6 protein-coding genes and 1 pseudogene are annotated in these 16,430 nt (G+C 36.5%); 3 read left to right on the top strand and 4 right to left on the bottom strand.

Translation table 11 applies throughout. The features are described 5' to 3' along the window. Positions 1 to 2: 2 nt before the first annotated feature. Positions 3 to 3,239: a SusC/RagA family TonB-linked outer membrane protein gene (locus ACRD62_RS10635; protein ID WP_430820092.1), complete on the bottom strand. Its 3,237-nt coding sequence runs from the start codon at positions 3,237 to 3,239 to the stop codon at positions 3 to 5. A 112-nt stretch (positions 3,240 to 3,351) separates the two neighbouring features. Here ACRD62_RS10635 and ACRD62_RS10630 point away from each other — a divergent pair, with 112 nt between their 5' ends. Beyond that, positions 3,352 to 4,062 carry a FadR/GntR family transcriptional regulator gene (locus ACRD62_RS10630; RefSeq protein WP_430820091.1) on the top strand — a complete coding sequence of 237 codons (711 nt, stop codon included), beginning with the start codon at positions 3,352 to 3,354 and terminating at the stop codon, positions 4,060 to 4,062. 133 nt (positions 4,063 to 4,195) lie between these two features. Here ACRD62_RS10630 and ACRD62_RS10625 read toward each other — a convergent pair whose 3' ends face one another. The 3 genes and pseudogenes from ACRD62_RS10625 to ACRD62_RS10615 all read right to left on the bottom strand — a co-directional run bounded on the left by ACRD62_RS10625 (position 4,196) and on the right by ACRD62_RS10615 (position 9,768). Beyond that, on the bottom strand, positions 4,196 to 4,519 hold the full coding sequence (locus ACRD62_RS10625; protein ID WP_430820090.1) for a discoidin domain-containing protein: 324 nt from the start codon (positions 4,517 to 4,519) through the stop codon (positions 4,196 to 4,198). Between the two features lie 6 nt (positions 4,520 to 4,525). Then, positions 4,526 to 8,230 (bottom strand): annotated as a pseudogene (locus ACRD62_RS10620) (glycoside hydrolase family 2 TIM barrel-domain containing protein). Positions 8,231 to 9,285: 1,055 nt separating this feature from the next. Continuing rightward, positions 9,286 to 9,768 (bottom strand): hypothetical protein, encoded by a 483-nt coding sequence (locus tag ACRD62_RS10615; RefSeq protein WP_430820089.1) that lies wholly within the window; start codon positions 9,766 to 9,768, stop codon positions 9,286 to 9,288. 470 nt (positions 9,769 to 10,238) lie between these two features. Between ACRD62_RS10615 and ACRD62_RS10610 the strand changes: the two genes are divergently transcribed. Together ACRD62_RS10610 and ACRD62_RS10605 are read left to right on the top strand one after the other, a co-directional pair. Continuing rightward, positions 10,239 to 13,643, top strand: a complete 3,405-nt coding sequence (locus tag ACRD62_RS10610) for a PA14 domain-containing protein (protein WP_430820088.1) — start codon at positions 10,239 to 10,241, stop codon at positions 13,641 to 13,643. Positions 13,644 to 13,811: 168 nt separating this feature from the next. Then, entirely contained in the window at positions 13,812 to 16,424 is a 2,613-nt protein-coding gene (locus ACRD62_RS10605; protein ID WP_430820087.1) for a glycoside hydrolase family 76 protein, read from the top strand. The last annotated feature ends 6 nt before the right edge of the window (positions 16,425 to 16,430 follow it).

Raw genomic sequence — 16,430 nt, 5'->3', positions numbered from 1 at the left:
AGTTAGAAAGTAACATTTAAACCTAAAGTATAAGTACGAGGTAGCGGGAAGCGACCCGAATCAATTCCTCCGCTGGTTACTTCAGGTGAGCTGCCAGAAAAACCATTGAAATAGGCCAGGTTGGCTCCGGTTACGTACAGACGAATATTCTGGAATACATTATTGGCGATAGCTCCGCTAAGATTATAGCTCAATGTCACTTCGCGCAATGCCAGGTAATCTCCTTTTTCCCACATTCGTGAACTACTGTTGTCAATAGACCCCTGATCGCCACCTGCAGCCATGTGATTACGCTGACGATCCACTAAAGTGAAAATCGGAATATTTGAAGTAGGATTTTCTGGTGTCCACGAGTCACGTATTTCAATCGGTCCATTTTGGTTACCCTGAGTTTGAGCTATCCCTTTAACACGGCGGCCGTTAATAATGTAATGCCCAACAGCAAAATCAGTTTTAACAAACAGGTTAAAGTTCTTATAACTCAAGTTCGATGTCATACCCCCAACAAAATCAGGAGTTGTGCGGCCAATCACTTTACGGTCCAAATGGTTGATAACGCCATCGTTATTCAAATCCTTCCAACGTGCATCACCCAGAAAACGCGTGTCTTTGCGATAAGCGAATTCAACAGTTCGATCGGCATGTTCATCAATATCCTCCTGCGTTTGATAAACGCCATCAAATACATACGCTGTAATCAAATCGTAACCAACGCGCTGACCTTCTTGTAGTCCACCAACATATTTTGTTTCGCCAGTTGCTGCATCGTAAATCTCTGTTCCTCCCTGACGGTTATTATCAACTCCATTAGCTGGTAATTTGTGTGCGTAATTTCTAACTGAATAGTAGGTTACTCCTAAATTCCAGTTGAAATCTTTGTTTTTAATCACATCGGCATTGAGTTGCAATTCCAAACCTTTATTGCGAAGTGTTCCATTATTAGTAGTAATAGATGAGAAACCTGTCCATAAAGGCAAGGTCAATCCTGCTAATTTATCTTTGACATCTCTTACGAAATAGTCCGCCATCAACGTGATGCGGTTATTAAGAAACCCTGCATCCAATCCGATATTGAAAGTTGTTGAACGCTCCCATTTCAGATCTAATAAAGGCAAACGGTTGTTTACATAACCTGCCTGAGTATCATAAACATTTGATGTAGCATAGGTTCCGAACACGCCAAAGTTAGATAGCACCTCAATGTTACCATTTACTCCATAACTCAAGCGTGGCTTCAGGCTGCTCACAATCGATTTCATTTTAGAGTCTTTGTAAAACTCTTCGTTGTGTACATTCCATCCCACCGATACGCCCGGGAAAAAATCATACTTGTTATTTCCCAATCGGCTGGCTCCATCGCGACGGAAGGTTAAGCCCAGTAAGTACTTATAATCGTAATCGTAGTTAACCTGTCCAAAAACAGAGGCAATCTCATATCCTGTATGATACGAATAAGGTATACCTGAAGCTTCAGAACCCACATTCATGGTATAAATCAGGTCTGTTGGCGACAAGCGTGTGGCGGCATCAAACTCAAATTCCTTCTCCTTAAAATATTCGAAGCCAACTAACGCATTAATGTTATGTACATCGTTAATACGCTTTTTATAGTTTAGCATTGAGGTCACCTGATTACGCATCATTCTATCATGAGACACTGACGATTTACGATCGGTATTTAATCGGCCAGAACTTAAGTAAGCTTTGTTAAACGCCTCATTGGAGTTATTGATCGTGAAATGACTGCCACGAACTGTCAATGTAAAATCATTCAGAAACTTGTAGTCCATCTGAACAGATGCTGTTAAACGCTGCTCAAGGTTGGTGCGTACAAACTTATCTTTGTAATACAGTGGATTACCAAAGCCCAAATAAGTACCTGGCTGGTATTCGTCAGACAAGCTTCCATCAGGATTGTTATTATAAATACGAGAAGTTGGTGCTAAACCTGCAGTACGTTGAAATAAATTGTATTCGCTATCGTATGGCAAGTTTTGATTAGAATGCGCATAGATAATATTAGATGACACTTTAAAATTATCAGAAATATTATAAGATGCATTAAACGTTCCTGAGTAACGCTTAAAAGCAGAACCAAATACCAATCCTTTGTCATCGAGCATACCAAGGCCCAGGTAATACGTTCCTTTGTCATTACCTCCATCAAACGACAAACTGTAATCCTGTCCGTAGCTTTCCTGGTAAAACAGTTCGTTCATTTTATTCTCCTGGAAAAGCAGCGTTTTCCCCGGCTCTAATGGATCATCCATGGTTTGCCATCCATCATAATTCAACAAGTATTTGTTATCATCTGTCAGATACATAGTTGTATAAATAGAGTTGGTAGCATTGTTGCCAGTAGCAGCAGCATGAGCGCCGGTCAAAAACTGGTTCAGCCATGCATAACCCATTACATCCTGAGCTGCTCGTACGCCTAAACGATTAAACTTCACATAATCGGCCGCACCCAGATACTCCATTGGATCTTCGCGACGCTTATTGGTTGTGAATTTGGATCTGAACGTCACATTTGACTTACCTTTCTTTCCTTTTTTAGTCGTCACCAAAATAACACCATTGGCAGCGCGCGCTCCATACACAGCTGTTGAAGCTGCATCCTTAAGCACTTCCATTGATTCAATATCATCGGCGTTCAAGGCATAGAATGAACCTGGTACACCATCAATTAAAATCAGTGGCGTTCCTTTTCCGTCGAAACTGGTTCCCCCGCGTAACACCAGACTTGGAGTTGAGCCAGGCTGTCCTGTTGTCTGAGTAACCTGCAAACCAGCAATGGTACCCTGCAACGCAGTTGCAGCATTTGAACGCGGCGCACTTTCCAACACCTTAGTATCCAATTTTGCGATTGATGTGGTCATTTCAGCTCTTGACTGAGTAGTATAACCAGTTACCACCACTTCATCCAATCGTTTCAACTCTTCCACTAAAGTGACATTAATGGTTTGCTGTGTACCCACCGCAATAACCTGCGTTTGAAAGCCAATAAATGAGAAAACAAGTGACTCATTTGCATTAGCTGAGATCTGGTATGTCCCATCAATACCAGTAATTGTTCCGTTTGTGGTGTTTTCTACATACACCGAAACACCAGGTAAAAGTTCACCTCCTGCATCTTTTACCACACCTGTTATCAGGTTTTGCGCCCCTATACTACTCCCAATCAAAAGGAAAAGCAGTATAACTAAACCTACTCTTTTTTTAATAAATTTCTTTTTCATAAATTCAAATTTAATGCATTATGTCATACATAATTCATTTCAAAAATATACTTTTTATTTTTTTATTCAAAGTTTTTATTAAAATTTGTAAAAAAAATTAGAAATAAATAGAATGACTGATACCTATAAAAAAAGTCTTAATATAACAGCAGTAGATTCAAGCAGTCTTGTAGATAAAGTTGAACAGATATTGATTGATTTATTAATTTCTGAAAAATTAAATCCTGGAGATCAAATACCAAAAGAATTAGAGTTAACAAAAATGTTAGGCGTTTCAAGAACAGTAATTCGAGAGGCGCTTAATAGACTTAAGACAATTGGACTAATAGAATCAACCAAACGAAAAGGATCGACTATAAAAAGTCCTGACTTACTTTTTTTATTAAGGAAAAGCTTAATCCCCAATATCCTGGATCAAGCAACTTTAAAAGATATATTTGAACTTCGACTAGTAATAGAAATTGGGATGAGTGATTTAATATTTGAAAGAGCAACACCAGATGATATTAAAGAATTGGAAGAAATTGTTAAGTTCGAACCTGATTCTACCAAAGAGGTATTGTTTGATATCGATCATGAAGTCAAGTTTCATGGAAAACTATATCAAATCTCTGGCAATAATACATTATTGGATTTTCAAACAATTCTTTTGCCTGCGTTTAGATATGTTTATGATTCTCGGTTAATTGAAAGTCCTGAACATGACTCTAAATGGGTTTCTCATCAAGATTTAGTAAAAATTTTAAAAAATGGAAGTGCAACAAAATTAAGAAATGCAATGAGAAAACACCTTGACAGACATTTTAGAGGGTATTTTAAATAAATCGAGACGAAAGTAAACAAAGAGGTTAACTCTAAAATTAACCTCTCCTGTTTCCATCATTAACTATATTACCGATCAACTAATAAATTATCTTAACCATTTTTAACCAATCAATACCTGATTTAAATGTCTATTATTCGGCAAGAACTCTAAATTCAGCCCCACCAGAAAAATCTTGTCCGTTCTGAGAACTTAAACCTGCAAAACGGATGAAACGTGCTTTTACAGGTTTATTAATAAGAACACGTTTCTCTTTTTTATCTATTGAGAAACTACCTTTAAATAAAGGTTCCCCCCACTCTTTGCCATCTTCACTCACATGAATTGTATAATCCTTAATATCACCATTTCTCCCTCCATCCTGACGAGGTAAATAAGTAAACCCTTTGATTGATTTTACTTCCCCACAATCTAAGTCAACCCAATGCGGATACTGAGCAACAGTAACAGAATACATGGTATGCTACATTGTTAAATGGTTGCTATCAACCAAATTCTTAGCTGCATTTGCACTCCCTGGCTCTTCACTACTGGCAAAAACTACTGTTGTTTCAATATTTTCAATTTTATTAAAATGCATAGACACTTCTGAGTTCTTATGATTTTTATACCATGCTTTAACTATTCCCCCTTCTCGCAATGGCATTTCTTCATTGTAATCCCATATGATGCCATTATTAACAGAATAACAAATTATTGCATCCTTTTTACTTGAATATATTTTTACAACCCCGGTACTTGAACGGGTAATGGCAATTGGTACTTCACCCGAAGAGGACACATTAGCTATTTGATCCAAATTTAAACCTGCAGGTCGAATAATGAATCCAAAGTTGTGCTGACCGGCATAAACACGATCGTGCTTCAATGGGCCACCTTGTCCACAACTTGCACCTCCAAGGCCGGTAACTTTAGCATCAAGATGAAGTGTGATATCACCTGGTTCAGGAAGTTCATAAATATGAGCCGCAGTTGCCATCACTTGTGCTCTATATGGAAGCGCACTAACAGTCATATCGCCTGTGGCAATAAATACGACTCCTCTGATACCCTGCATTGTATCTTTAGTTAAGGCACACCAGCGTGTTTCTTCGTGATTAGCCATATCCTGTGGTTTAGGAAAAATAACAAATTCTTCACCAACAGTCCTTTTATATTTCTGAATATTCTGAGCTGTCTTACGATCGTTATAATTACCTATTGGTCCACGACCGTAATATGTAAATTTCGAATATTCTTTAGGAATAGTCATTGAATAACCAAGTCGAGGGAGCACAAACTGGGGTTCATTACTGGTAATATTTGACTGAAGCTCCACTGATCCATCCTGATAGACTGTCCAAATCTGATTTGTTACAAAATGAAAGACGTTCTCACCAAATTTATGATCTAAAATTTCCTCAACAGACAGACTATTACCACTTGTACCACCATGCTGACGAGCAGCATTGGGAGCTTGTGAAATTACGGTAAAAGAAACCGTCAAACTCCCATCTTCATTAGCCCAGACTTTTGAACCAACTGCCCTATGATTCAAATTATGAAGACCTTTTTCATACCATTTACTATATCCCCAGGTATCGTTATTAACATAAGCTCTGAATGCATCAAGCTTCGGCCCGTTTCCATCTTTAATGATTGTAATTTCATCATATATCAGACCATATAGTGAACCATCTTTATAATTAAATTTAGCAGTAAAGTTTTCCCCTTTAACAAGCATAATATGGTTTTCATTTTCAATGTTCAAACGTTTATCATCTACATTAGATAAAACAACATCTGCAATAGAAAGCACATTACTTTTTTCTTTTAGTAAAAATTGCTCTTCTGCCTGAACATAGCCACCCTCAGCCCAGGGCTGATCCTTCTTCAGAACAAACTGAAGCTTTATGAAATATTCGGAATGAGCTTTTAAATCTTCAACATTAAAAGGAAGGTTAATGATTTCTTTGGTTCTTGCAGCTATGGGTGTTAAATCAAGCTGTTCTTCTTTAATTTGATTACCATTCTCCCAGATTGACCATTTTAAATCAAAGTCAGCCAGCGATTTAAAATAATATTTATTGAATATTTCAAAAGTCCCTTTTTTGATATCGGATACTTTCACTTCAATATTCTGATATACTTTTTTTACTTCATAATACTGGGGTTTCAAATCTCGCTCAGCAAACAGGATTCCATTCATTACAAACTGTCCGCTGTTAGGTCTGTCACCGAAGTCACCACCATAGGCGAGATAACGAGTACCGTCTGGTCTATAATTATAAATAGCCTGATCAACCCAATCCCAAATGGCTCCACCACAGAAAAAGTTAGTCGACTCAATGGCCTCTCAATAATCAATAAGGTTACCACAGGCATTACCCATTGAGTGAGCATATTCAGAAATGTGAAACGGATACTTAATATTCATCTTACCAGTTACCGCACTTTTCATCCAACCGATAGATGGATACTGATTAGAACCCATATCAACAATACTGTTGTTACGTTCATATTGAACAGGTCGCGACAAATCGACTTCTTTCAGAGCATCGTATGCATATATAAAATTTTTACCCGGGCCGGCTTCATTACCAAGCGACCAAATGACGATAGATGGATAGTTTTTATTCTGTTGAACCATTTCTATCACACGACCAATATGCGCATTTTTCCACTCTAGGGGATGCGAAAGTGAGGCTTCGCCATAATAATATTCATGCGATTCAATATTGGCTTCATCTTCAAGATAAATACCGTATTTATCGCAAAGATAGTACCAATAAGGAGCTGGTGGGTAATGCGAATTTCGAACATGATTAATATTAGCACGTTTCATTAACATTACTTCGTTCTTCATCTTCTCACGCGTTAGCGCATGCCCGGTTTCAGGGTGTGTTTCATGACGGTTAACTCCTTTTAGTTTGACCGTCTTTCCATTAATATAATAATAACGACCAGCCAACCCGAATTCATCATCTTCAGCTGAGGTGTTTTGAATAATCACTTCTCGAAAACCGGTATAAGTCGATACGGTTTCTACAACTTTACCCTTATTATCTTTTAACTCGGCAACATGAGTATAGCGATGAGGATTTTCTGCTGACCATTGCTTAGGCGAAGACACCTGCATTACTGTTGTAACAGTCGTTTGAGCTATAGCATTTACTACCGGAATCGATACTGATGCCACTGCTCCTTCAACCAATTCGTTATCATCTGAATAAAGCTTATTAGCAAATAATGAATAATCGACTCTATAACCTTTAGCCGCCTTTTTATTAAAATTACGAATATCCACAGAAATCTTTAGAGAACCATCTTCATAATTATCATCTAATACCGGCAGGACGAACAAATCACGAACCTGCACCTTTGGAGTAGAATATAATTGTACAGTAAGGAAAATACCAGGCAAGCGGAACATATCCTGCGCCTCCAGAAAAGATCCATCAGAGTTACGGTAAACTTCAACAGCAATAACATTACTACCTTTAGATAGGTATTTGCTAATATCGAAAATTGCTACATTACGTGAGTTTTTTGAAAATCCCACATATTTTCCATTGACCCAGAGATAGAAAAAAGAATCAACGCCATCAAATTGAACAAAAATCTCACGTCCATCCCAATTTTCCGGAATTTCAAATTCACGTCGGTAAGAACCCACTTCATTACGCGCATTATAGGTCACCCAATCTTTAGCTGGCTCACGCATCACCCCTCCTTTCCAGTCGTCGACTTTTACAGTATGCTTAAAAATAACAGGCTGGTTGCAATAGATAGGCGTTCCATATTTTTGACTACCATCTTTACCAATACCCACAACATCCCAATTAGAAGGAACTGGAATTTCATCCCATTTACTCACATCATAATCAACCTTGTAAAAATCTACAGGTCGTAAATCCGGTCTTTCAACCCAATTAAAATTCCAGACTCCATCAAGAGATTTCCAATACGTTGAATTTTCAGGTAACACCTTACGTGCATTTTGAACGTTTTTAAATGTATAAAAAGTAGCTCGGGGTTGTTCTTTATTATGGGCAATATGCGCTGGTGATTCCCACTCTTTACCAGAAGGTGCATTTTTATCACCATAAATGTACCCCTCAAGCTGTGCCGAGGCTTTGTTATATTGCGCAAACAAGCACACAATCAATCCGATTACAATTGTTTTCATAAAATATTATTATGTCTTTTATTAATCATAAATCCACTCATTTTCATGCAAACACCTGCAAACATCAAACACAGAAACTTTTATTCAGTTTTTTTTATAATCAAAAAAGCATTTACGGTTAATGGCCTGTCATACTTAATTAGTACAATATGTCAATCTTAAATATCCTTTTCATTTCAGGTGTGAGTCATGCATACATTGATCCAATTATAATATAACTATTAACCATATATATAGCACTCTCAGTCATTAATTTTTAGATTCCCTGTTGTCATAAAAGTTGTAGTTCGCCATGGACTCCTACCTGATTGCCATCTCACCAAATCATTTAAAAACTTAGGAGTAAATTTCTCTTTTAATTCTTTCATTTTGATGTCATCCGCCACATTGTGTCCAAAGGCAAGCTACTTTAAAGTCTACTTTTGAGCAAAGCACTTAATTACGCTTAATATAAATATTCACACTTTTTAGAGTCTGAAGGAACCTGCTGGTTTTGTAATTCCACTCCACCACATGTTAACGAGGTGATAAAATCCCAAAATTGTCATTAAACTTTGTGATGATGCCAATCCAGTTAAAGCTTTCGCTTACTCCTTTTTTGAGGGAATTTTTAAAATCTCATTGGCATATCTCGGTTTATCAATTGCTTGCATAAATATTTATTTATCAACTAATTTTCTTAACTACAAATACCTTTTTAGCCAACAAAGCAGATTAACACCTGCCGGTTCATTAGGTTCTTATACCACAAATCCAGTTTGACATCTCCTAATTACTAAGTTCGAAAATAAACTTTAAGGGTCTAATACTCTTCCTATCAGTAAAGCGCTCCGGCTGTATCAAAAGCTAATCGGTTATCGGTTATATCAATCCAATAAAACCAGTCATTACATAGAAATGCAACTAGTTGTCTAAACTCACCAGGACAAATACTGGAGTGCTAAGATGTACAAAACTACCATGCACCCTTTAAACAAATAAGGTAAGGTTTATTTTTTTCATTTTCTTTCTTCAATAATTTTATTGTATCCATATGAAGACCAATGTTACTGAGGTTATCTAGCACCAGTTACTAAAACTTTTTCCCCATCATAGCCTATAGCTTCAATCCGTGTTGAACCAGATGGGTAAGGCACTTTGGAAATAATGTTACTTGCACTTCCTGTACCAACCATGGTTATGTTTGTAAGCCTATTGTCAGCATAGGTTTCAAAGACTACTACATTTTGCCAGTTTGAATGGGAAATTGATTTGGTAGTTGTTCCACTAACCCCTACATTATACGCCCCTTCAACTTGACGTCTATATTTAAATGCATCAATGGAATTGCCACTGATATAGAATATGTTATCACAATCAGGCTTTGAATATTGGGAAGCATAGTTTATAACATCATCGATCATAGCTTGAGTAATCGTTTTTTGTGCAATTCCATAATCATCTATTGATTTATCAATCACCTTAAGCATCCCTGTTTTAATAAAGAAATCACTTAAGTCATATTGCAGTGCATCACAAGTATTTTTAACAAAATTCATCTGTAATTGCCCATTATCTATTCCAGTTTCATCAGTTTGTCTTACTTTTTCAAGTATTTCAGCCCAGAAGTAAGGTCTATACCATGAGTGCTACAAAAAAATTTATTTTTAATAAATTTTATTTTTCTTTTATTATTGTCATCTGATTCAAATGTTGCGTAAGCCTAAATTTTAAATATATTTGTTTAAAGTCAAATAATATTAATGAGACCATAACGAGACCCATTATTTTGACAATAATATAACATTGGTATTAAGCGAATTAAGAGATAGGTTCAAGTCCCGCCTCGGGTACAAAAGCGCTTTAAACGAAAGTTTTAAGCGCTTTTTTTGTTTCTCATAGATCAAAAATGTAAAATCCATTTTAGAAAATACTCTCTTGTTGAATGAGTATATATTAAGCTCTAAGTGTATATAAGTTAGATTTTAAGTGACAGCATTGTCAATATTTATTTAAAACAACCACTTATATGCAAAAAATCACAATTACCCTTTTATTCAGCTTAATATTATCATCCATTAGTTTTGCTCAAACCATAGACAGGGTTGAGGGCAGTCCTTTTAAGGCAAGTAGCATGCCCGACACACTTTTTATTGCTGATAGAAATATGTCGGCTTCGGAACAGTTCACTGTTGGATCACTAAGTGGTATTCTGGCCAGAACCAAACCGATGATTTTGCAACAACAATATTTTCATGAAGAGATTGTTAAAAATTCAGATTTAGACATTAAATATTATTCCATAACCAGTAATAATCTTACTAATATCCTAAGGTTTTTTAAAAGCAAATTGGACGGTTACATCTTATGTGATCCACAAAGTAGAAGTTCTAATGTTGCGGCTTCGCTTTCAGGTATTTTTAATGCAGTTGCCATTCCAACAGATATTGAATCAAAAGCCATTACTGCAGGTCTAACTAAAGTTTTGGATGTCACCGGCAAAAATGAACTATGGGCTTATATGAATTATAAAGATCTTTATAACAAAGATGTTGCCTTCTTTCTTTCGCCAGACGATTGGACTGGTTTGGTTGATTACACTGCTTATACTGGTGGAATTCGTTTTTATGATTCTAACATTAACGGAAGTTTGACCGACAGTGTATATAATTTTCTAAACCCGGGAGCAATGTTTTATGGCTGGTGGGTTTCCGAAGATGGTTCAGTAGGCCGAATATCTGAAAATTCATATAAAATAATCCCTTCAGGAGGATTGAAAAACCTGGCAACCTTTACAAATATTGATGTTCCCATTAAGAAACAGAAGGAAGTGATCACTCCATATGAATCAAAAGAAGATGTTCACACCGTTTGTTTCGTAATTTCGGATGGGGATAATATTTCGTGGCCAGTTGGTTCCGCTTATTGGGACTTATGGACCTGGAAAAATGAAAATCAAAGTCATATTAATTTAGGTTGGACTCTCTCTCCTGCCCTGACTGAATTAACCCCGATTATTTATAATGACTTGGTGCAGGGACTTCAAACTACACTTGAAGGACGTAATGTAGCTATTGCTTCTCCATCCGGTTTGGGCTATTATTTTCCCAGCTTAAGTCCGAATAATCCTGATCATTGCGCTGAACTTAACAAGTTTATGAGAAAAGCCGACATGAACATTGTTAATGTGATTGATACAGATGATGGCGCCCATAATCCCGATGAATATCTTAAGCAAAGTAATATTGACGCATTGTTTTACTATACCTACGGACAACAATATCAGGGAATGCATGGGGCAATAAGCTGGTATAAAGGTAAACCAAGCATAGGTGGCCGGTATGTATTTTGGGGTAATTCGGAAGATCGTAGCGCAGAAACTCAGGATGTGATTGCTCAACGATTAGCTGATTTATTAAATACCCAATCAACCGACATCCATTCAGAAGAAGGATACAGTCTGGTTCCGGTTCACATCTGGACAATGAATCCACATGATGTAGCAAACGTTATCAGTAAACTTAATCCTAATATCCGGGTTGTTGCTCCTGATGAATTCGTTTGGCTGATTAAGAAAAATATTGGTGGTTTGCCAGTAGGAACAGGTAACGGGCTTAATGCTGAGTATTATAACGATAATATTTTTGGAAATTTAACAGATGCAAAGGTCGATAACAAAATTGATTTTGACTGGGGATTGAGTACTCCAACGAATTCAACAACATTCTCAGCGAAGTGGACAGGACAGATTCAACCTCTATATTCCGATGATTATACATTCTTCATCACTTCTGACGGAGGCACCAAACTTACGGTTAATGGTTCTGTATTATTCGATTCATCAGATGGAGAAAGCACCACTACCAAATCAGGCAACATAACACTTTCAGCCGGCGAAAAATACGATATCAGTATTGAATATGCCGAAGGTTCTGGTAACAGTATGTGTTTATTAGAATGGGAAAGCGTATCACAACTTCGTCAAATAGTGCCATTCACGCAGCTCTATGCACAGCCTATCTCAACAACTGGTGTTGTTACAGTTTATGACGAAACAAATAACAATGGATTTTCTGCCGGATTAAAAATCGGAACCTATACTGAAAGCCAATTAGCTGAGCTGGGTATGTCGTCTGATGAAATATCATCCATTCAATTAATGGAAGGATTTAAAGCCATTCTGTTTGATGAAGATAACTTTGCCGTTGACTCTATTGAAATCACTTCTGATGAAGCTGATCTATCAGCTATTCTTATGAGTGATAATACTTCTGACTGGAACAACAGAACAAGTTCAATAAAAATCAGAGCCAATGGTGATCCTACAATCTCAGGTGCATTCTTCCTCAAAAATAAATCCAGCAATTACTACATGGATGTTCGAGGAGGCGAATCTGCAACCGACTATAACACAACGATTCAACAATATAGTTTTCTGAATAACAACAACCAGGTTTTTCATTTTTTCCATAAAGGAGATGGTGTTTATGAGTTGATGGCTCGCCACAGTAAAATGATGGTTTCAATAGCAAAAACAAGTATAGAAGAAAATGCCAACGTTCATCAGTGGAAAGACTTCGGATCTTTAAGTCAGAAATTTATTGCTGTTCCGGCTGGCGATAATACATATAAGTTTGTTTCAATCTATAGTGGAAAAGTAATTAATGCTGCAAGTAATAGCATTGAAGCCAATGTTCAGATGAACAGTAACATTGATCAGGATTTAGGAAAATGGATATTACAAGAGACAATAAATCGCGAGGGAACTGGAAATGGTTTGAAAGGTGAATATTTTAATGGTACCAATTTCTCATCGTTACAATACACCCAAATAGATCCGCAAATTAAATTTGATTGGGGTGAATCAACCCCGGGAGCACCAGTTAGTATTGACAATTTCTCTGTAAGATGGACCGGATATATAGAACCACGTTATTCGGGAACTTATACATTTTACATCGACAGTGACAATGGAAGACGATTATGGGTTAACAATCAGCTGGTAATTGATAAATGGATTGGCGACTGGGGAACTGTTTATACAGGAACCATTTACCTGCAGGAGATGACAAAATATGATATCAAATTAGAATATTTTGAAGAAACAGGTGGAGCTAATATCAAATTTTACTGGAGCAGTAGTAAAGAGGTTAAGGAAATAGTACCACAAAGTCAGTTATATTCTGAATTACCTACAGAAATTTCTAATAAGCCAACTACCGGGTTAAAAATATACCCAAATCCGGTTTCTAACACATTATTTATTGATGCATTGAATGAACCAACTCAATTGGAAATTTACAATCTACAAGGATGTAAGGTATTGCAATCACTCGGAAAATCAATCAATACAGAATCACTAGCTAAAGGTATGTACTTCTTAATGATTCATTCCGATGAAGTACCGCAAACCTTCAAATTCATAAAAAAATAATTAGTTGAGTAATATTTAATATTGAACCAATCAGATATTCAACAAACATGATTATCTGGTTGGTTTTCTTTTTATCAATCGTTTATTCATTTTCTTATGAGCAAATTAAGGTCTCATATTGTATTGGGTATATCAATAATATTGAATTAAACAGCTAATACATTTACTATGATCCTTAAAAAATCTACTACTCAATTATTAATCTTTATCATCCTTCAATCATGCTATTGGGGCTATTCAAATGCTCAAACGCAGCCACTTCAGGACGGCAGTATTTATACCATTGAATCTGTTAAGTCGGGTAAAGTAATGAGTGTTGAAAATTCATCATTAAACGATGGTAGTAAAATTGTAATCTGGACTGATACACAATCAGATGCTCAAAAATGGAAATTAAAAAAGATTGATGATAACACTTTCAATTTAGTAAATCTGGCAAGTAATTTAGTTGTTACATCTAACAGCGGAGGTGCAGTGCAGAAAGCTGATTTCAGCAGCAGCATTGCAAAATGGCTAATAACTGATTCTGGTAATAACGACAATACGTTTTACATACAACTTCAACCTGTTCAAACTTATTCTTTATGCATAAAAGAGACAACAGCTGAAGGTTCGCCTGTACAATTAAGTCAATTAACCACACCTGAGAAATGGAAATTTACCATTCAGGAACCATCTAATTCGGCTCCTTCAACCGTTGCAACAACTGAATCTTTTGATGCATGGATAAATACATATTACGAACCAAGAGGCGACAATGAGGTATTTATTAACGAAGGTTTCTGGGGCAACGCAGAAATGCTTGAGATCGTTGATGATGCTTTTGAAGTCACCGGTAATTTTGACTATATACTTCTTTTCAAGGAAATGTACAATGAATTTGTAACCCGGGAAGGAACAGACTGGAGTTGGAATGAGTATAATGACGATATAACATGGATGTGTTTGGCTTGTTTGAGAGCTTATAATTTTACAGGAACAACCACCTATTTAAATGTAGCTAAGGCTAACTTCGACATGATGTATGAAAGAGCTCATACTGCAGATGAATTATTAGGAAATGGTTTAATATGGAAACAAGGCACCCGAACCAAAAATGCATGTATTAATGGCCCGGCAATGGTAGCATGCTGCTACCTGGCAAAGGCAACGGGCGACAACACCTACTATGACAAAGCCATTGAACTTTTTGAATGGTCAAAAGGTCGTTTGTTTGACACCAACGATGGCCATGTTTTTGATGCCTATTATGTAAACGAAACAGGTGAGGTTAATACCAATTATTGGGCATCGACCTATAACCAGGGTACATATCTGGGGGCAGTTACAATGCTGTATCAATACACTAAAGACATTGAATATTTAAAACATGCCAATCAAATTGCTAATTATACCCGAAACATGTTTAATAACTCAGTAATTAACACCGAAAGTGGCAATGACCTGGAAGGATTCAAAGGAATATACATGAGATATGCCCGCAAATATCTGCAGGAATTTAACCGGGCAGATTATATTCCATGGTTGCAGCTAAATGCAAAAGTAGCCTACAATAATCGCAACAGCCAGGGTATTATTCATACACTGTGGGGAACCAAAACTTCAGAAACAGACTTACCAAAAGCTTTCAGTGCTTCTACGGCTGTTTCATTGCTAATGAACTGTCCTATATCATTAGATACCGAACAAGATCCTTATCAACCAATATTACCTCAGGATTTTGATGCCATAGCAAGTTCTTTTATGGTTGACGGACCAGCCAGTGACAAATCATTACAAATAAGAAACAATAATTGGGTAGGTTTTCATAATCTGAACTTTGGAACAACCGGTCCATCACAAATTGATTTATATATTGCTTCGGGCAATAATACAGGAACCATAGAAATAAGGCTTGATAATGAAAACGGTGAGCTGATCGGAACTGCTGATATAACACCTACTGCTGATTACAACACTTATGAAACTATTTCATGTAATGTGAATAATATTAAAGGTCTTCATCATATATACCTGGTTTATAACGGAACTGGCAGCAGTTGTTATTTAAATCAATTTGTTTTTATTAAATCAACAAATCCAGAGAGAGGAAACGGCCTTTTAGGAGAATATTACAATGGTAGTAGCTTCAATACGCTAATTTCAGAGCGTATCGACCCAAACATATACTTTAATTGGGGCACAGCCTCTCCCCTTTCAGGTATTAATAATGACTATTACTCGATACGTTGGACAGGTCAAATAGAACCTCTCTATTCTGACGAATACACATTTTATATTACATCAGATAATGGTCGACGCGTTTGGGTTGATAACCAGCTGATCATCGATAAATGGATATCTGACTGGGATATTGAATATTCTGGAAAAATAACACTTAATGCTGGACAGAAATATGATATTAAAGTAGAATACTTTGAGGCAGTAGGTGGAGCTAATATAAAATTAGAATGGGAAAGCCTGCAACAAGTAAAAGAAATCATTCCTTCTTCACAATTATTCCTTCCTGAAGATAACAGTACTGATGTTTCTTCTTTAAACAAAATAGAAGAAATCAGAATTTATCCAAACCCTGCATCCGAGATTATTAACATCAAGGGTAATGAGGCTATTCATTCTGTTTTAATAACAGATATGAATGGTTCTGTGGTTTACTCTGATAAAAACATGGATAATAGTAGCTTACAAATTAATATCGGCAATTTATCAGCTGGTGTTTATATTATTCATCTTCAGACTAAGAATCAATTGAGTCAAAAGATAAAATTCATCAAAAAATAAGTTGAT

The organism is Carboxylicivirga caseinilyticus (assembly GCF_050589785.1).
Classification (GTDB): Bacteria; Bacteroidota; Bacteroidia; order Bacteroidales; family Marinilabiliaceae; genus Carboxylicivirga; species Carboxylicivirga caseinilyticus.
This window is presented reverse-complemented; position numbering and strand designations above follow the sequence as displayed.

Excerpts from the sequence above, each read along its gene's own strand:
- ACRD62_RS10635 (WP_430820092.1), bottom strand. The coding sequence starts at position 3,239 with ATGAAAAAGAAATTTATTAAAAAAAGAGTAGGTTTAGTTATACTGCTT.
- ACRD62_RS10630 (WP_430820091.1), top strand. The coding sequence starts at position 3,352 with ATGACTGATACCTATAAAAAAAGTCTTAATATAACAGCAGTAGATTCA.
- ACRD62_RS10625 (WP_430820090.1), bottom strand. The coding sequence starts at position 4,519 with ATGTATTCTGTTACTGTTGCTCAGTATCCGCATTGGGTTGACTTAGAT.
- ACRD62_RS10615 (WP_430820089.1), bottom strand. The coding sequence starts at position 9,768 with ATGAATTTTGTTAAAAATACTTGTGATGCACTGCAATATGACTTAAGT.
- ACRD62_RS10610 (WP_430820088.1), top strand. The coding sequence starts at position 10,239 with ATGCAAAAAATCACAATTACCCTTTTATTCAGCTTAATATTATCATCC.
- ACRD62_RS10605 (WP_430820087.1), top strand. The coding sequence starts at position 13,812 with ATGATCCTTAAAAAATCTACTACTCAATTATTAATCTTTATCATCCTT.